This window comes from Spiroplasma endosymbiont of Andrena trimmerana (assembly GCF_964019575.1).
Lineage (GTDB): Bacteria > Bacillota_I > Bacilli_A > Mycoplasmatales > VBWQ01 > Spiroplasma_E.
The window spans coordinates 918919-937051 of the sequence record NZ_OZ026455.1; the positions used below are offsets into that span (position 1 = coordinate 918919).

Genomic DNA, 18133 nt, shown 5'->3' on the forward strand with positions numbered 1-18133 from the left:
TTTTATCATTCCTTAAAAAATGCTTTTTTATAACGTTTGGTTTTTGATTTAGTTTTTCTATGTGATATATGTATAATTTCTTTTTGTAATTTTTTCTTTCCTTTTTTTACAACTTGATTATATGCAAATTTTTCTAAATGTCTTAACAATCCAGTACCAAATACAGTATTAACTGAGAATTTTAAACCCACCCTTTTAAATGATTTATTGACATTATCAATAGGATTATTAATAACATTAACTACTTTATGATAAGTTCTAATTGTCCTTAATATTTGCCTATAAATTTTAAAACTATCTTTAATCATTTGTTGTACAACTGGTGGAGCAAAAGCAATACTTTTTAATCATTTATTTTGACTAACTCCATATCCAATATATCAACCGCTATATCATCTATATCAATGAAATGGATGTATTTGAATAACAAAAGTTTCTGCTTTGATAATACTATCAATAACTACAATTGGTTTATATTTAGGATTACGATGATAAATAGTAATTCCACATTTATCTAATGATAAAGGTTGAATTTTACAAGCCATAAATACTGGTGAATTTAATGGAATTAATTGTGCGTGTTTAATTGCTTTCTTTTCAGCACTTGTAAATACATCAATTGTTTTTTCTTTTAATTTATTAATTTTTTCAAATGCTTGTTTTTCTAATTTTTCGAATTTCTCTTGTAATTTATAAATATTTATTCTTATTTTTTCAAAATATGAAGTATCTTTTCAAAATTTATTTAAACCTTTTTTAAAATAAAATTTAATATCAAAATATTTAAAAGTTTGATTTGCTTTTAATACTAATTTATGAATTGAACTATTTTTAAAATTAAATTTAATTGCATTAGCACGAATTTTTTGTAAATCTAAAATTAAAGATTTTCCATATCTATTTTCTGCATGTATTGTATGAACTAAATTTAATCAGTCATGTTGGTTCATTTTTAATACTTCTTTTAAATCAGTATTATATTTTTGTAAAAAATTGTTTGCTTTATCAATATCTTTAATTTTAAATTTAGGAGTTAACTGTGGACTTAACTTTATTAATTCATTTTGTAATAATAAATAATTTTTTAATTCTTGTACTTCTAATTTTGCAAAATTATTTTTATATTGTCTTTCAGCAACAAAACCTAAATTTTGTATTATTGTTTCGCGATTTGGAGCATGGTTATAATTAAATAAATAACGTTTATTTCCAATAATTTTATCTGTTAAAAATTGTTTTTCACTTACTTGACTAATGATTTCTTGTAAATTTTTTGCTTTTTTAATACCAATTTGTTCTAATGTTTTAGTTTTTTCTGCTAAACTAATAAATTTAGTTGTACGATAACCACGACTAATTCTATTAAGTCCAGCAAATGCAGGTAATATATTAAAAAAAGCATTTAATGGTGTAACATTTCCTTTTAAATAATCATAAACTTGATTAATAGTAAAATCAGTTAAAAACTCTACACCAACAGCACTAATACTAGCAAGTGCTACTGCTATTACTTGTACACCAATCATTTCTAAAATTTCTCATCATCAACTTTTATGTTCTTGTTGTTGACTTGTTCTAGTATGTTTTGGTTTATTTATGTTTAAAAGTATTGCTGTACTAGTTGTACCAATTGGCATAATAATTATCCTTATTTAAGAGTTATTTTTATAGGATTTGTTGAACCTTGATAATTTTTATCAGTGTCATTAGTAGTGATTACTACATATAAATCTCCTGCTTTTTGGTTTTGATTACTTACATCAACTTGACCTTGGGCATCACTAAAATAATTAATAATTGGAGTTGTTAAATTTGGATTTAAATTATTTAGTTCAGTTGTATTTTTAATTGTTGTATCTAATAATTTATTCTTTTTAGTAGTATCAGCAGTAATATTAGTTGTTAATGTTGTAATTTCTTCACTTAAATATTTTTTATTAACAATACCACATAACATTCATCTTGATTCTGTTTCTGAGTTTGACATATAAGGAATAGATTCTCCTGTTACTTGTCCACCAACTAAATATCTTTTTGGAACTTTACCATCTTTAATATCTTCAACATATATACTAGTTTGTTGTAACATATATCTTTTCATTGCTTTTGGTGTTGCTAAAACAAAATTCATAATTTGATTTTTATTTTCAGTATTTTTAAATGTCATATAATCATCCATAACAATTTGACATAATACACCTTTAATATATAAATTTGTTCCATTTAATCTTAATTGTTGTGCTAGTTGATTATCAGTAATTAAACCTTTATTATCTGCTAAATAAACTAAAGTATCATAAAGACTATTTGTTATAAAAAATTTACAATTATTACTATTTCTTAATTGAAATAAAGTATTTCATGCTGATAACATTGATTTTAAATATCCTACTGGTGTTGTATCAGTAATGATTACTTTTTTGGCAGATTTAGGAATTGTATTTGTATCATTATTTGCTAAATAATCTGCTAAATCATTAGCAACTTCATATTGCATACTTTCTAGTAAATTTTGCCCATTATCTGCAAATAAATCAACTTCACCAATCATTTCTCCTGTACTAGCTTCTTTTGTAATTTCTTTAATAATTTTATCAGTATCAACATAACCAACTTCTAATCCTTTACTTTTATCATTTCAATGAAGTATTTTGAATGTTGGGTCTTTTGGTTTTTTAACTATAAATTCAATTTTTGTAGAATTAACCATTTCAATTGGAAAAAAACTTGCTCATGGACTATTTGATTGTTTATAAAATTCTATAAATTCAGGTGTTTCTACTAATTTTGTAGTATTATCTAAATTTTGTTTAAATGGCACTGGATTTGGCATTTTAAATTTTCCTTTCTTTTATAAATTATTTTTCTTTTTATAATCTAATAAACTACTTTTTATTGAAGTTTCTTGATTTGTTAATATTGTTTCTTGTTTACCACCTGTATTAATTGGTTCTTTAAATAGTGGTTGTTCTTTAATCATTTTTTTAATAGTTTCTTCAATTTTTGAATTTTCTATATTACTTGTTTTAAATTTGCTAAATTGTAAAGGTAAGTGCAACTAAATTATTTTTCTATCCAAATATTCGATTGGTGAAAGATAATTTAGTATTTTTCTCGGTTTTTGATTTAAAGACAATATAAATTTATGAACTTCATTTTTATTAGTTTTTGAAAAAATAAATTTTTTAGGAAATTTTTCTCTAATTAAACCATTAGTATTTTCATTAGTACCTCTTTGTCAAGGTGAATATGGATTGGCAAAATAAATTTTTACATCTAAATTTTTTTCAAGTTGTTGTCAATTTGAAAATTCTTTGCCACGATCAAAAGTAATAGTTTTAACAATGTTTTTAGGAAGAATTGATAAATAATAACTGACATTTTTATTAATAACTTTAGTAGTTCTGTTTTTAACTAATATTGCTAAAGTAAATCGTGATACTCTTTCAACTAAAGTTATTAAACATGATTTGCTTTTACCTCGTGATGATACTATAGTATCTCCTTCTCAATGACCAAGTGTTATACGATCATTAACATTTATATCTCGTTCTTTAATTGATTTACCATTAAACTTGCCACGATTTTCTTTAGATTTTCGTTTTTTACCTTTTCTTCTTAAATTTTTACTAGTAACTTTATCAAGCATTCCAAAATAAATTCAAGTATAAATTGTTTTAAAACTAATAACTCATTCTTTATGAAAATTTTTAATTCTGCCATAAATTTGTTCAGGTGATCAACCTAATAGTAATTTTTGTTGTACATATTTTACTAAATTCTTATTTTTAAACTTATGAAAACTAATATGTGATTGTTTTCGATTTTCAGCTTTATTTTGTGCAATTAATGAAAAATAATGATTATTATCTTTATTTCTATTAATTTCTCGAATAATAGTACTAATACTTCGATTAAGATTTTTAGCTATTTCACTAATTTTAAATTTAAATTTCAATTGATTCTCAATATAAATTCTTTCATCTATGCCAAGATGTTTATAACTCATATAAAAACTCCTTACTTTTTTCTAAACTAAATTTAGCATTATGAAATTTTTATATGAGAATTTTTTGCAATTTTATTTACTTGCACTTACAAGTATAACTCAGCATTTTAAAAATTCATAAAATTCTTTTTTAACTTGATATTTTTTAAATATATTAATTATTTCTTTTTCTTTAATTTCTTGATTAAGTTTATTTAACTTATTTTCTAATTCAACAATCTTAATTTCTTGCTCTTGTTGTAAATTATTATTTTCAGTTAAAGGTTCAGTATTTTGTTCAACATTAGTTTCATTTTCTAACATTTAAATCACACCTTTATTATTTATTTTCTTTTCCATTAATTTTTTCATTAAGTTTTGCTAATTTTTTTTGATGTTTCATCACTTTATTATTTCTTCTAATATGTTTTGGAGTTGTAATAAATCTTTTAAATCAAACAATTAATTCTCTACAAATTAATGTTCCTACACTTGTTCCAATAATAATTAATTCATGTAAAAATTCTTTCATTTTCAATTATTTCCTTTCAATTATTTATTTTTAATTATTCGTCAAATTGACCATTATTAATTCTTTCAATCATTGATTTTGAATTACTTATAATAGTTACCAATAAAGATATTTCTTTATTTAATTGTTCCATTCTTTCTTTATATGTCTGAATTTCATTGTTATAATATTCAATCAATTTTTCTTTATTCATTAGTTATCATCTCCTTTATAAACTATCATATGTAGTTGGTCTTTCATATAAAACATCACTACTTCCACTATTATTACTAATAGCATCACTATTAATTAATCTTCTTGTTTCATTTGTAAATGATGTTTCTTGCATTTCTTGATTATGATTTGTAGTTTCCATAGGTAATAAATTATGTATAATTTCACTTGCACCAGCAACTATTGTTGGTACTGCATAAGCATTATTAAAATCATTATTTATACCCATAGCTACACCACTTGAAATTAGACATCCACTAGTTGCCATATTACATATTTTTCTTATTACTTCAAATCTATTAGGTATTAATTCACTTAACCCACCAATTAGATTTGATATACCATAAGTACTTAAACTAATATATGTATCTCAATCCATTTGTTGTTTATTATCATTAGTTAATAATAATGGTCATGGTGGTGTTTCTGTGGTAGTAGTTGTTAATCAAGGTGGTGGTTCAGGATTAGGATTGATTTTTGTAAATTTTGCATAATTAATTAAACCAATAGTTCCTAAACCTAATAATATTTTTTTACTTGAATTTAATATTTTCTTTTTAGTACTTGGCATTTGATTTAAATTTCATATATCAATTCCTAACTTTTTACTAAATAATAAAGCATTAATACTTCCTAATACTGGATTACCAATAATTTGACCATAATAAGCACTTGTACCAATCATTGCTGATAATGGACTTATTCCAATTCTTATTATTTTAATAAAGTATAGTTATTTGATTGTACATTCGTGTCATTTGGCATTTTCATTTACTCCTTCATTTTTTGGTTTAATAAACACTTCAACTCAACCTGTATAGTGAACGTTATCACCAACTAAAATAGCAGTATTTGCATGTGGTTGAGAAACAACTAAATATTCAGCAATAACATTAGGATATTTTCATAAAATAATTGCTTTTATATCATTACTATCTGTTAAATCTTTGGGATTTGGTGAAAATATTTCTATTTTATCTTGACCAAATAAATCTTTTAATTTAATCATTATCAAATTCACCTTTTTCTATTTTTTCAATTAATAAATTTAAAATATTTTTGTCCAAATCAGAGTTTGTATAATTAATTTTTTTAGTTCATTTAATTATATCTTTCATATATTTAAGTAATTTTTCTTTATTCATTATTTATTCTCCTTTCTATTATTTCTTTCTTGCTTTATTAATAAATTTATTCAAATAATTTGATTATCACCATCACCTAATTTTTTTAAAAGATATTCATATCTTTTCTTAAAATCTTCACTATCAATATCTCTATCTTGGTAAATTATTTTTTTCAATTTTTTTATTTTATACAAGGTTTTTGGAGAATATATTTCTCCATGCATGCAAAGAAAACATTTCATTATTTATTCTCCTTATTTTCAATTTGATTAGCAATTTCACTTAATATTTTTAATACTTTATATTCATTTTTTAATTCTTTAATAATAAATATTAAAAATATTATTAGTGTTATACTTGTTATTAATATTGGTGCTATTAATAAAATTTCTCATCATATCATTTTTTACTCTTTTCATTTTTTAAATCATTTAACATTAATTGAACAAAATACACGATTTTTAGGAATGTTTAAAGTATTAAAAATTAAAGTAACATAGTTTAAACCATTTCATTGACCACGAACACTATAATATAATTCTTTATTACCTTTTTCGTAATATTTTGCTTCAATAGTGTTACTTAGTTTTACTGTTAATTTGACATAATTTGCTTTCTCTTTCATTTTTATAATTCCTTAAATAATATTGAATATGCTTATAAGCATCTTGTTCATGTTTTGTAAATTTTATATTTCCTTTATAATTTTCTATTTTAGTTTTATTTTTAGGATGATTTTCTAAATAATCTCAGTTCATAATATCTTCTACTAATACCATTAATGCACCAATAATTTTAGGTGTTGCTAATGGATTAGTTAATAATTGTTTTGAACTTAAAAAGAAATTTTCTACAATAACTAATATTTTTTTATCAATAAATTTTTCTTTATACATATTTTTAGTTCATAAAACAGTTAATGTATTAAATGTTTCATTAAAAACAATATTATTAGTTTCATTTGAATATATAACAATTCCATTATTACCAATACCAGCGGGGTCAATCCCAATAATTAAGTCATATTGCATTATTAATCAAATTCACCATTTTTAATTTTTTGATTTAATTGAGATATAAGATTTAATCTTCCATTAAAACAACTTTTTCAAAGTTTAGTTACTTTTTCATCGTCTCTCATTTCTTTATTTCATTCTCATTCATCTTTAAGATATTCAAGTATTTTTTCTTTATTCATATTTATACCTCCTACTTAACCTAATATTTAAAATACAGTCATAACAAATTGCTTTACCATTTTTATCTCTTAAAAAATATTTTTTTGTTTTTATATCATTAGTATTAAAGAATAAATAATCTAATTTATTTTGTTTACATGTTCAACAAAAATACTTTTTCATTATGAGTTGAAATTTCTTTATAGGAAGTAATTATATAATTAGTTGGTAAATCATCATGTTTATATGGATTATTTATTTTAAAACCTTTTCTGTTTTCTTCTCACGTAATGTTATATTTAAAACAAGGATTAGTAATTTTAGTTTTGTTATCTGTTATTTCACCAATAAATCAACTATTATGCTGTTCATAAAATGTTAATTGTTCAAGTTTTACATCATTAAGATAATATTCTTTTGGAGCAGTTGCTTTATTAACAGTTATTTTTTGGTCTTTAATATATGGTTCTAATAATTTTATTAATTCATTACCACTTAATTCTCTTTTAATATGCTGAGTTATACTTGTAAGTGCAAGTAAATAAAATTGCAAAAAATTCTCATATAAAAATTTCATAATGCTAAATTTAGTTTAGAAAAAAGTAAGGAGTTTTTATATGAGTTATAAACATCTTGGCATAGATGAAAGAATTTATATTGAGAATCAATTGAAATTTAAATTTAAAATTAGTGAAATAGCTAAAAATCTTAATCGAAGTATTAGTACTATTATTCGAGAAATTAATAGAAATAAAGATAATAATCATTATTTTTCATTAATTGCACAAAATAAAGCTGAAAATCGAAAACAATCACATATTAGTTTTCATAAGTTTAAAAATAAGAATTTAGTAAAATATGTACAACAAAAATTACTATTAGGTTGATCACCTGAACAAATTTATGGCAGAATTAAAAATTTTCATAAAGAATGAGTTATTAGTTTTAAAACAATTTATACTTGAATTTATTTTGGAATGCTTGATAAAGTTACTAGTAAAAATTTAAGAAGAAAAGGTAAAAAACGAAAATCTAAAGAAAATCGTGGCAAGTTTAATGGTAAATCAATTAAAGAACGAGATATAAATGTTAATGATCGTATAACACTTGGTCATTGAGAAGGAGATACTATAGTATCATCACGAGGTAAAAGCAAATCATGTTTAATAACTTTAGTTGAAAGAGTATCACGATTTACTTTAGCAATATTAGTTAAAAACAGAACTACTAAAGTTATTAATAAAAATGTCAGTTATTATTTATCAATTCTTCCTAAAAACATTGTTAAAACTATTACTTTTGATCGTGGCAAAGAATTTTCAAATTGACAACAACTTGAAAAAAATTTAGATGTAAAAATTTATTTTGCCAATCCATATTCACCTTGACAAAGAGGTACTAATGAAAATACTAATGGTTTAATTAGAGAAAAATTTCCTAAAAAATTTATTTTTTCAAAAACTAATAAAAATGAAGTTCATAAATTTATATTGTCTTTAAATCAAAAACCGAGAAAAATACTAAATTATCTTTCACCAATCGAATATTTGGATAGAAAAATAATTTAGTTGCACTTACCTTTACAATTTAGCATATTTTCTAAATTAAAAACTCAATATGTATATTTATCATCAGCAATAAAAGTATTATTTTTAACCATTCATTTTGGACATTGTAATTTATATTCACCATAATCAATAAGAATAGATTGTGGTTTATCTTTTACAATTTGTTCTTTTTTAAATTCTATTTGCATAATAATCCTTTCCTAATATGTTCTGTTGCTTCTAGCATAAAGAACATATATTTTGATTTTTAGATTATTAATAATCCCACTATTCGTTTTATTCATTCCAGAAATTCTGGGCTCAAAAATAAATTGTGAAATTTTAAAAAACATTGAGGCATTCGATTCAATATTTATTTAATTTGCGTTTAGCAAATTAATATTTTAATTGAACCGGTCCCGCTCAATTTTTTTTACAAGTTTGAAATTTATTTTCTCGCCCAAAAATTTTTTAAAAAAAATAAAAAATAAAACCAACACTTGCTCACTTGGTAGTGGCAAGGTTGGTTAAATAAATAATAATAGTTGGTCCCCACTCCGGGTCTATATATACTAGTTTCCAATCCGCTCCCACCCCAAGGATTACCATTTCTGGTTAGTATATTTTATTAGGTATCACTCCACTTTTTATTTATCCATGCAAGTCCACATGCTAGCTACTATTTTTAACAACTGTGTTGTAGTTCACTTTTTTAGTTCCCTAACACGTGTTGATAATAGTGCTAAAGACGGTTATTAAAAATTTTAAAATTTTACAATTACAAAAAAAGACAAGAATTTTATTCTCATCTTTTATCATTTATTTTTAATTTAAGGGTTTAAAAAAGAAAGGAGCTATTTTTAAAACTTTTTAGTTACCGACAACATCGGTACGCTCCCAATAAATTTATTAGAGTTATTTTCAAGATTATGTTGTGAGAGATAGTAAGAAGTTAAGTCTATATCTTGTGCATATATTGTAATTTCGATAAACTTAATTTTAAAATTTTCAATTTTTTCTATAAGTAAATTTATTCTTTCAATAAAAACTAAATTTTCTTTTATTTTATTTATTTTTTTCTTAGTTTTTCTTTGTTTAATTTCCATAAATAATTTTTTTAACATTATCTTTTTTTCCCTTTCAATTTATTTTATTAAAAATATGCTTCGTATCATAACTACTAATAGATAATAGAAACTTTGTTTCTTATTGCAGTTAAGTTTTGGTTCATAGTCAACAAATGAGTTTTTAGTTGATATCTATCAATAATATAAATAACTTATTTTTATAATGAAGAGTTGTTATTTATACTTGTTAAAGATTGATTTGAAAAATCTCCTAATTCCATTGAATTAATTTTATCAATATTTAAATTTGATTCGATTTTTTTATCTAAATTTAATTTTCCATAAATAGCTAAACTTAAAACATCATTGCACATGCCTAAAATAGTTTTATTTACAAATTTGGCAGTAATTGTTTTTTCAGCAATAGAACCATCTCCACCACCTTTGTAGGGCTTATTTAAATCTAAATTCATATTTGTTAAATCAATTCCATACAAATGTCATTCTTTGGTACTTATTTTGTTTGAATAATGTTTACCCAAATAATAAATTTTTGCTTTTGTATTATTAACATCAATATTAGCTTCTTCTTTCATTTCATTTACTACTGTGGTGTTAAGATCTTTTTTTTCTACTCCCCCAGTAATAGTGCTATATTCACTAATTTGTTTATTTTTAAATAACGGATTATTTTCTTTAACTAGTAAATAATAATATTCATTATCTTTTAAAACATAAGGTAATATTGCAACACCTTTATTATTAGTTCAAGGCTCTTCAACACCACAGTAAAAGTCTTCTTTAATTAATTTTACGAAAGTAGTTCCTTCATTTGTACATGTACCATTAAAAAATGTTGAATTTTTTAAGTTACTATTAATATTTCTTTTTTTATGTTTTTTATGACGATGTTTATGATTAAAAATTTCGGCTTGTTTTAAATTAATTGGTAGTTCTTGTAAATTGGTTAATGATTCTTGTAAGGTTGTTGGGTTAGTTAATGATTTTATTGGCATAGATTGTACTTTTTGTTTTTCATTATGAAATAATGGAATAATTAATATTCATAATTTAAATAAAAAACTTGGATTAAAATATTTCATTTTAACACCCCTTTCAAAATAATAATTATTAATAAAAATATATCTAAAATTATGTATTTATTTTAACATTTTTTTATTTTTCTTAGGATATTTGCTTTTATAATGCTTTGATAATAATAAACATGGTATATAATTTAAAGCAAGATTACTATACTTTTGTAAATGAAATTTAAATGTATATTATAGTTTTATCGCTATAATTACTAGGTTTATTTTTGGTTTGTATTTTAGATAATAGAAATTTATTTAATAATCATTTATTAATAAAAATTAAGTTTAAATTTGCTAAATTGTAAAGGTAAGTGCAACTAAATTATTTTTCTATCCAAATATTCGATTGGTGAAAGATAATTTAGTATTTTTCTCGGTTTTTGATTTAAAGACAATATAAATTTATGAACTTCATTTTTATTAGTTTTTGAAAAAATAAATTTTTTAGGAAATTTTTCTCTAATTAAACCATTAGTATTTTCATTAGTACCTCTTTGTCAAGGTGAATATGGATTGGCAAAATAAATTTTTACATCTAAATTTTTTTCAAGTTGTTGTCAATTTGAAAATTCTTTGCCACGATCAAAAGTAATAGTTTTAACAATGTTTTTAGGAAGAATTGATAAATAATAACTGACATTTTTATTAATAACTTTAGTAGTTCTGTTTTTAACTAATATTGCTAAAGTAAATCGTGATACTCTTTCAACTAAAGTTATTAAACATGATTTGCTTTTACCTCGTGATGATACTATAGTATCTCCTTCTCAATGACCAAGTGTTATACGATCATTAACATTTATATCTCGTTCTTTAATTGATTTACCATTAAACTTGCCACGATTTTCTTTAGATTTTCGTTTTTTACCTTTTCTTCTTAAATTTTTACTAGTAACTTTATCAAGCATTCCAAAATAAATTCAAGTATAAATTGTTTTAAAACTAATAACTCATTCTTTATGAAAATTTTTAATTCTGCCATAAATTTGTTCAGGTGATCAACCTAATAGTAATTTTTGTTGTACATATTTTACTAAATTCTTATTTTTAAACTTATGAAAACTAATATGTGATTGTTTTCGATTTTCAGCTTTATTTTGTGCAATTAATGAAAAATAATGATTATTATCTTTATTTCTATTAATTTCTCGAATAATAGTACTAATACTTCGATTAAGATTTTTAGCTATTTCAATAATTTTAAATTTAAATTTCAATTGATTCTCAATATAAATCCTTTCATCTATGCCAAGATGTTTATAACTCATATAAAAACTCCTTACTTTTTTCTAAACTAAATTTAGCATTATGAAATTTTTATATGAGAATTTTTTGCAATTTTATTTACTTGCACTTACAAGTATAATTCAGCATATTTTTTTTAAAATTATAGTTAAGATATTTAAAAGTAAATTTACTTTTAACTATTTGACAATTAATATTTTCATTGGATAATGCTTGTTGATAGCTAGGTTTTAATTTAGTATCATTTTTTTAGTTTTTAAAATAATAATTAATCAAAAAATAAATTGGAATAATTGAAATATTAAAACCATCGTAATTAAAAATAAACTAATAAGAATAAAAACACTTGTTGTTTGATCTTGAGTAATCATATATTTTCACTATTTATTTTCTATAGCATTAATACCAGGTAAATCCTTACCTTCTAGATATTCTAATGAAGCACCTCCACCAGTTGAAATATGGCTAAATTTATTTTCATATCCAAATTTAACTGCTGCTGCTGCACTATCACCACCACCAATTAGTGTAAATGCACCTTTTAATTGTGAAATAGTTTTACAAATATTTTTTGTTCCATTAACAAAGTTACTCATTTCAAAAACTCCTAATGGTCCATTTCAAAAAACAGTTTTAGCATTAATTAAAGTATTTTCAAATAATTTAATTGTTTTTGGACCAATATCCATTCCTTCATATCCATCATCAATGTTTTCATTATTAGTAATTTTACCTTTGATATCTTTAAATTCCGGAGCAATTACAAAGTCAATAGGTAGTATTAATTTTCCTTTTCCTAATTCAATAATTTCTTTAGCAATATCAATTTTATCTTTTTCTAATAATGAATCACCAATTTTATAATTCAATGCTTTCATAAAAGTATAAGCCATACCGCCACCAACAAGAACTTTATCAGCTTTTGTTAATAATTGTTTGATAACATCAATTTTATCTGATACTTTAGCACCACCAAGTACTGCTATAAAAGGATGTTCTGGATTAACGGTGATTTTATTAAGCATTGTTAATTCTTTTTCAATTAATAAACCAACACAACTATTTTTGATATTAGTAGCAATACCAACGTTAGATGCATGAGCACGGTGTGCAGTACCAAAAGCATCATTAACAAATACATCACCTAAATGTGCTCAATATTTACCTAATTCGGGATTATTAGTAGATTCTTTATTACCATTTAAATCTTCAAAACGAGTATTTTCTATTAAAAGTAATTCTTTGTTTTTAAGATTATTAATAGCTGTTTCAAGATTTGTACCACGAGTTTCATTAATGAATATTACATTTTCTTTTAAGATTTCACTTAGTCTTTTTGCAACGGGCGCTAAAGTATTATTCTCTTTATCAGCTTCAGATTTAATTCTTCCAAGATGTGATAACATGATTATTTTTGCATCTTGATTTTGTAAATACTTAATAGTTTCGATGCTTGCTTTTATTCTTGTATCATCGGTAATTTTACCATTTTCTAATGGTACATTGAAGTCAAAACGAACAATAACTTTTTTATTTTTAAAATCAAGATCCTTTAATGTTTTTTTATTCATATAATTTTCATCTCCTTTTTTCATATTATAATTTTAATATATTTTTAAAGCTATTAATAAAAATGCATCTTGTAATTGGTAAGATGCATTTTTGTAGTTTAATATTTTAATTAAACTATTTAAAAATTATTTTAGCTTTGCTAAGTGTATTACTGTTCTTACTAATTGCGATACATATGACATTTCATTATCATATCAAGCAAAAACTTTAACAATTTGTTTGCCTTCAACTTCAATAACTTTTGTTAATGTTGCATCAAAAATTGAACCAAAACTTGAACCAATAATATCAGTTGAAACAATTGGATCTTCATTATAAGCAAATGATTCGCTACTATGTTTTTTCATTGCTGCATTAACTTGTTCAACAGTAACATTTTTCTTTAATTCAATTGTTAAATCAACAATTGAACCAGTAATAATTGGAACACGCATTGCTGAACCATCTAGTTTTCCTTTAACAGAAGGGATAACTAAACCAATAGCTGCAGCAGCACCTGTAGCTGCAGGAACAATATTAGACATAGCACTACGTCCTCTTCTAAAATCTGAATGTTCTAAGTCTAGTAAACGTTGGTCATTAGTTGCAGCATGAACTGTTGTCATTCATCCCTTAATAATTCCAAATTCTGATTCTAGAGCATGAACAACAGGAGCAAGACAATTAGTAGTACATGAAGCACCAGAAATAATATTATCAGTACTTTTTAGAATATCATGGTTAACATTATAAACAATAGTTTTTAAGTCTCCTTTAGCGGGTGCTGAAATCACAACTTTTTTAGCTCCAGCATCAATATGTGCTTGTGCTAATTCTTTTGTTGTAAAACGTCCAGTTGCTTCAATTACGATATCAACATCATTGGCTTTTCATGGTAATACTTTTGGGTCTTTTTCTTGACAAACTTTAATTATTTTACCATCAACATTAATAGTATTTTTTGATTTGTCTGCTTTGATTTTTCCATGTTTTCAAGTTCTATGTGCTGAATCATATTGTAATAGATATGCTAGAGCTTCTACATTTCCTAAATCATTGATAGCAACAATATCAATTTCTTTTTTGTCAAATAATTGACGAAAGGCAAGGCGGCCAATGCGCCCAAATCCATTAATTGCAATTTTAATTGCCATTATTAAGTCACTCCTTTTATGTGTTTGTTTTTTATATTGATTAATGACTAGGTATATTATAAACAAATATTGTTAATATTTGTCATAAAATATGGATTTATTTATAAAACATTTATTTTATTAGTGCTGAGTTATACTTGTAAGTGCAAGTAAATAAAATTGCAAAAAATTCTCATATAAAAATTTCATAATGCTAAATTTAGTTTAGAAAAAAGTAAGGAGTTTTTATATGAGTTATAAACATCTTGGCATAGATGAAAGAATTTATATTGAGAATCAATTGAAATTTAAATTTAAAATTAGTGAAATAGCTAAAAATCTTAATCGAAGTATTAGTACTATTATTCGAGAAATTAATAGAAATAAAGATAATAATCATTATTTTTCATTAATTGCACAAAATAAAGCTGAAAATCGAAAACAATCACATATTAGTTTTCATAAGTTTAAAAATAAGAATTTAGTAAAATATGTACAACAAAAATTACTATTAGGTTGATCACCTGAACAAATTTATGGCAGAATTAAAAATTTTCATAAAGAATGAGTTATTAGTTTTAAAACAATTTATACTTGAATTTATTTTGGAATGCTTGATAAAGTTACTAGTAAAAATTTAAGAAGAAAAGGTAAAAAACGAAAATCTAAAGAAAATCGTGGCAAGTTTAATGGTAAATCAATTAAAGAACGAGATATAAATGTTAATGATCGTATAACACTTGGTCATTGAGAAGGAGATACTATAGTATCATCACGAGGTAAAAGCAAATCATGTTTAATAACTTTAGTTGAAAGAGTATCACGATTTACTTTAGCAATATTAGTTAAAAACAGAACTACTAAAGTTATTAATAAAAATGTCAGTTATTATTTATCAATTCTTCCTAAAAACATTGTTAAAACTATTACTTTTGATCGTGGCAAAGAATTTTCAAATTGACAACAACTTGAAAAAAATTTAGATGTAAAAATTTATTTTGCCAATCCATATTCACCTTGACAAAGAGGTACTAATGAAAATACTAATGGTTTAATTAGAGAAAAATTTCCTAAAAAATTTATTTTTTCAAAAACTAATAAAAATGAAGTTCATAAATTTATATTGTCTTTAAATCAAAAACCGAGAAAAATACTAAATTATCTTTCACCAATCGAATATTTGGATAGAAAAATAATTTAGTTGCACTTACCTTTACAATTTAGCTAGTAAATTATTTCCTTTATTTTAAATTATAGTTTTCATTATTTTATTTTTTTATGAAATTTATATTGGTATATATTCTATTTCATTATTAATATTGTCAATATTATTATTATTTTCAATGGTAGTTTGTGATTCTTCAATAGTTAATTCAATTGGTATAGTTAAAGTTTGAATACGTTCTAATAAACGTTTAACTTTAATTTCTTCTGATTTACTATTTTTTAAATAATAATGTTGATATAGTTCACTAATACTATAGTTAGAATTAATAAATGTAGTTTTTAATGGTAAAATTCGTGCATTAAGAATACTAAATAATAATTCATCACGCTCTCAAGCGCTAACAGTTTCACCGCCTAAATCATCAATAAATAATAAGTCACATGATTTTAATTGTTCAATTTGCTGATTAGTATCAGTATCATTTTTAAAACTTTTTTTAATGTCCATAACAAATTCAGGTCATACAATAAAACAAACAGTTTGATTTTTTTGAATTAATTTATTTGCAAATAAGATAAAAATAAAAGTTTTGCCACTACCTGTGTCACCATATAAGTATAAACCTTGATAACTTTTGTGTTTTAAAGATTGATGTAAATACTGGATGATTTCTTTTCTTGCATTAGTTGAGGCATTAAAATTTTTACTTCATGAAAGTGATAAAAGTTTATCATCATAGTATTTAATTAAAAAATTATTATGTACTTGTTGTTGGACAGATCTATTAATAGAATGAAGACAATCCGTTAGTACTAAACTTATTTTTTGATTAGGTAACATTACTAGTTTATAACGATATCCTTTAACATTTTGTAGACATTTGCTAAGATTCTCTCGTTTTTTACATAAATTGTAGCTATCAATATAAGTTTTTAATAAATCAACATATGGTTCTAGTTTGCTGTTAGTTAAGTTGTTTTTTTTAATAAAGTCATGAAGTTCAGCATTGTTAATGTTTTCTTTTAAGATAGTTGTCGCTTTAAGTTTCATGATAATCATTTCCTTACTTAATAATAGTGTCTTTTAATAATTAAATTAATGGGCATCAAATTCCTTTAAAATATTCTTTATTTCTTCTTGAGTTAATTTTATATCTTTTTTAAGATTATCAACCTTATATTTTTTAATTAATTTTTTATTGAAATTATTTGTTGTTGATTGTTCTGTAGTAGATCATAATGATTCTTGTTGAAATTGTTGCTGTGGATTTTTTTTGCTACGAGCATAAGCAAGTTTTAAATGAGATAAAGCATCATCAATACTATTAATTTGATTTTCTTGAAAGGTTTCAGCAATTTTAATAATATAGTTTGGTTCTAAACGTTTATTATTTTTAAATCAAACATATTCAATTAAGCAGTTAATTACAGCATTATTTAATTGAAAGTTATTAGTTAATATTTCTAATGTTGTTTTTAATTTATCAGTTGGTATTTTACCAGTTAAATTTTTTAAATATTCTTCAGGTAATTTTTGTTGCATTAAATTTAATGTGGTATTAATAACATCAGAATTATCTTTAGATATAATTGTATTACCATTAGAATTTAAATTAACTTTCATAGTATTAATTTGATTTTTATTTTGAAATGAATAAATTGGTCTAGAAATTGATGTTTGCTCTTGTTTAGCATAAATATTATTAAGTGCTGTTTTTAATTTTAAAGATTGAGGGATAGTATTTTCCTGTTGAGTAATATTAACATAATTTTCTGTAATTTCAATATCATTTTTCAAAAAATAAAATTTTTGTCTTTCGTAATTTAAAGTTCCTAATTGTTTAAGTAGTTCTGAGTTTAAATGGGTATTAGCAAAAAAATCATCAGCAGATAAGGGAGAACACAATTGATAAATGTAAGTAGATTTTAAAGAATAGTAGTAAGTATTAATAAGGTTAACAGATTCAAGTTGTTGGAAAGCAACAAGTAATTGAGTGGAAGTTATTTTTAATAAAGATTTAATTCGTCCATGATTGAAATCAAGATTAATACGTTTTGTTAATAACTTTTCTTGAACTAAAGTTAAATATAAATTTATTGCTTCAATACCAATTATTGGTTGATATAACATAAATAAAATTTGGTAATCTTCGTTACTAATATATTCTGATTGGTTCAACTTAAAAATATCAATATCATTTATTGTTCTGTTCATATTCATTCCCTAACTTTCTTTTTACTATCCATTTCTTTCATGGTATGATAATTATATGCACATAAAGAATATAAAT

Annotated in this window: 27 protein-coding genes; 2 read left to right on the forward strand and 25 right to left on the reverse strand. The window is 23.0% G+C overall.

Features of this window, described 5'->3' with window-relative positions; translation table 4 throughout:
• Positions 1–2: 2 nt before the first annotated feature.
• From AACL03_RS05355 to AACL03_RS05430, 16 genes are all read right to left on the reverse strand, one after another.
• Positions 3–1637 (reverse strand): hypothetical protein, encoded by a 1635-nt coding sequence (locus AACL03_RS05355; RefSeq protein ID WP_339039738.1) that lies wholly within the window; start codon positions 1635–1637, stop codon positions 3–5.
• A gap of 11 nt (positions 1638–1648) precedes the next feature.
• Entirely contained in the window at positions 1649–2833 is a 1185-nt protein-coding gene (locus tag AACL03_RS05360; RefSeq protein WP_339039739.1) for a hypothetical protein, read from the reverse strand.
• Between the two features lie 18 nt (positions 2834–2851).
• Complete coding sequence (locus AACL03_RS05365) at positions 2852–3058, reverse strand: hypothetical protein (protein ID WP_339039741.1); 207 nt, start codon at positions 3056–3058, stop codon at positions 2852–2854.
• Positions 3059–4009 carry an IS30 family transposase gene (locus AACL03_RS05370; protein ID WP_339038665.1) on the reverse strand — a complete coding sequence of 317 codons (951 nt, stop codon included), beginning with the start codon at positions 4007–4009 and terminating at the stop codon, positions 3059–3061.
• Between the two features lie 72 nt (positions 4010–4081).
• Positions 4082–4312 (reverse strand): hypothetical protein, encoded by a 231-nt coding sequence (locus AACL03_RS05375; RefSeq protein ID WP_339039743.1) that lies wholly within the window; start codon positions 4310–4312, stop codon positions 4082–4084.
• A 16-nt stretch (positions 4313–4328) separates the two neighbouring features.
• On the reverse strand, positions 4329–4520 hold the full coding sequence (locus tag AACL03_RS05380; protein ID WP_338957816.1) for a hypothetical protein: 192 nt from the start codon (positions 4518–4520) through the stop codon (positions 4329–4331).
• Between the two features lie 34 nt (positions 4521–4554).
• A complete protein-coding gene (locus AACL03_RS05385) occupies positions 4555–4713 on the reverse strand; it encodes a hypothetical protein (protein WP_338957552.1) in 159 nt (52 codons plus the stop codon).
• Between the two features lie 15 nt (positions 4714–4728).
• Positions 4729–5418 carry a hypothetical protein gene (locus AACL03_RS05390; RefSeq protein ID WP_339039745.1) on the reverse strand — a complete coding sequence of 230 codons (690 nt, stop codon included), beginning with the start codon at positions 5416–5418 and terminating at the stop codon, positions 4729–4731.
• A gap of 48 nt (positions 5419–5466) precedes the next feature.
• A complete protein-coding gene (locus AACL03_RS05395) occupies positions 5467–5742 on the reverse strand; it encodes a hypothetical protein (RefSeq protein ID WP_339039747.1) in 276 nt (91 codons plus the stop codon).
• Positions 5735–5878 carry a hypothetical protein gene (locus AACL03_RS05400; protein WP_338957559.1) on the reverse strand — a complete coding sequence of 48 codons (144 nt, stop codon included), beginning with the start codon at positions 5876–5878 and terminating at the stop codon, positions 5735–5737. Before AACL03_RS05400 ends, AACL03_RS05395 begins: the two co-directional genes overlap by 8 nt.
• Positions 5878–6102: a hypothetical protein gene (locus tag AACL03_RS05405; protein WP_338957562.1), complete on the reverse strand. Its 225-nt coding sequence runs from the start codon at positions 6100–6102 to the stop codon at positions 5878–5880. The genes AACL03_RS05400 and AACL03_RS05405 overlap by 1 nt, the downstream gene beginning before the upstream one ends.
• Positions 6102–6263, reverse strand: coding sequence for a hypothetical protein (locus AACL03_RS05410; RefSeq protein WP_338957563.1), 162 nt, complete (start codon positions 6261–6263; stop codon positions 6102–6104). Before AACL03_RS05410 ends, AACL03_RS05405 begins: the two co-directional genes overlap by 1 nt.
• A 3-nt stretch (positions 6264–6266) precedes the next feature.
• The gene (locus tag AACL03_RS05415) at positions 6267–6485 is read right to left on the reverse strand and encodes a hypothetical protein (protein ID WP_339039749.1); all 219 of its coding nucleotides are present in this window, start codon (positions 6483–6485) and stop codon (positions 6267–6269) included.
• Positions 6439–6891, reverse strand: a complete 453-nt coding sequence (locus AACL03_RS05420) for a hypothetical protein (RefSeq protein ID WP_339039751.1) — start codon at positions 6889–6891, stop codon at positions 6439–6441. The genes AACL03_RS05415 and AACL03_RS05420 overlap by 47 nt, the downstream gene beginning before the upstream one ends.
• A gap of 2 nt (positions 6892–6893) precedes the next feature.
• Positions 6894–7058: a hypothetical protein gene (locus AACL03_RS05425; RefSeq protein WP_338957566.1), complete on the reverse strand. Its 165-nt coding sequence runs from the start codon at positions 7056–7058 to the stop codon at positions 6894–6896.
• A gap of 134 nt (positions 7059–7192) precedes the next feature.
• Entirely contained in the window at positions 7193–7615 is a 423-nt protein-coding gene (locus AACL03_RS05430; RefSeq protein ID WP_339039753.1) for a hypothetical protein, read from the reverse strand.
• A gap of 40 nt (positions 7616–7655) precedes the next feature.
• On the opposite strand from AACL03_RS05430, the gene AACL03_RS05435 reads away from it, so the two are divergent.
• Complete coding sequence (locus AACL03_RS05435) at positions 7656–8606, forward strand: IS30 family transposase (RefSeq protein WP_339038665.1); 951 nt, start codon at positions 7656–7658, stop codon at positions 8604–8606.
• Here AACL03_RS05435 and AACL03_RS05440 read toward each other — a convergent pair.
• From AACL03_RS05440 to gap, 7 genes are all read right to left on the reverse strand, one after another.
• A complete protein-coding gene (locus AACL03_RS05440; protein WP_339039754.1) occupies positions 8603–8794 on the reverse strand; it encodes a hypothetical protein in 192 nt (63 codons plus the stop codon). The two genes, AACL03_RS05435 and AACL03_RS05440, sit on opposite strands and share 4 nt — an antisense overlap.
• 12 nt (positions 8795–8806) lie before the next feature.
• Complete coding sequence (locus AACL03_RS05445; RefSeq protein ID WP_339039756.1) at positions 8807–8938, reverse strand: hypothetical protein; 132 nt, start codon at positions 8936–8938, stop codon at positions 8807–8809.
• 507 nt (positions 8939–9445) lie between these two features.
• Positions 9446–9709: a hypothetical protein gene (locus AACL03_RS05450; RefSeq protein WP_338957800.1), complete on the reverse strand. Its 264-nt coding sequence runs from the start codon at positions 9707–9709 to the stop codon at positions 9446–9448.
• A 161-nt stretch (positions 9710–9870) separates the two neighbouring features.
• Positions 9871–10755 (reverse strand): hypothetical protein, encoded by an 885-nt coding sequence (locus tag AACL03_RS05455; protein WP_339039759.1) that lies wholly within the window; start codon positions 10753–10755, stop codon positions 9871–9873.
• A gap of 308 nt (positions 10756–11063) precedes the next feature.
• Positions 11064–12014 carry an IS30 family transposase gene (locus AACL03_RS05460; protein ID WP_339038813.1) on the reverse strand — a complete coding sequence of 317 codons (951 nt, stop codon included), beginning with the start codon at positions 12012–12014 and terminating at the stop codon, positions 11064–11066.
• Positions 12015–12371: 357 nt separating this feature from the next.
• Positions 12372–13562 carry a phosphoglycerate kinase gene (locus tag AACL03_RS05465; protein ID WP_339039761.1) on the reverse strand — a complete coding sequence of 397 codons (1191 nt, stop codon included), beginning with the start codon at positions 13560–13562 and terminating at the stop codon, positions 12372–12374.
• Between the two features lie 126 nt (positions 13563–13688).
• Positions 13689–14696 carry a type I glyceraldehyde-3-phosphate dehydrogenase gene (gene gap, locus AACL03_RS05470; RefSeq protein WP_339039763.1) on the reverse strand — a complete coding sequence of 336 codons (1008 nt, stop codon included), beginning with the start codon at positions 14694–14696 and terminating at the stop codon, positions 13689–13691.
• 229 nt (positions 14697–14925) lie between these two features.
• Between gap and AACL03_RS05475 the strand changes: the two genes are divergently transcribed.
• Positions 14926–15876: an IS30 family transposase gene (locus AACL03_RS05475; protein ID WP_339038665.1), complete on the forward strand. Its 951-nt coding sequence runs from the start codon at positions 14926–14928 to the stop codon at positions 15874–15876.
• An 84-nt stretch (positions 15877–15960) separates the two neighbouring features.
• Here AACL03_RS05475 and AACL03_RS05480 read toward each other — a convergent pair whose 3' ends face one another.
• On the reverse strand, positions 15961–16893 hold the full coding sequence (locus AACL03_RS05480; protein WP_338957786.1) for an ATP-binding protein: 933 nt from the start codon (positions 16891–16893) through the stop codon (positions 15961–15963).
• A 45-nt stretch (positions 16894–16938) separates the two neighbouring features.
• On the reverse strand, positions 16939–18057 hold the full coding sequence (locus AACL03_RS05485) for a DnaD domain protein (protein ID WP_339039765.1): 1119 nt from the start codon (positions 18055–18057) through the stop codon (positions 16939–16941).
• Between the last annotated feature and the right edge of the window lie 76 nt (positions 18058–18133).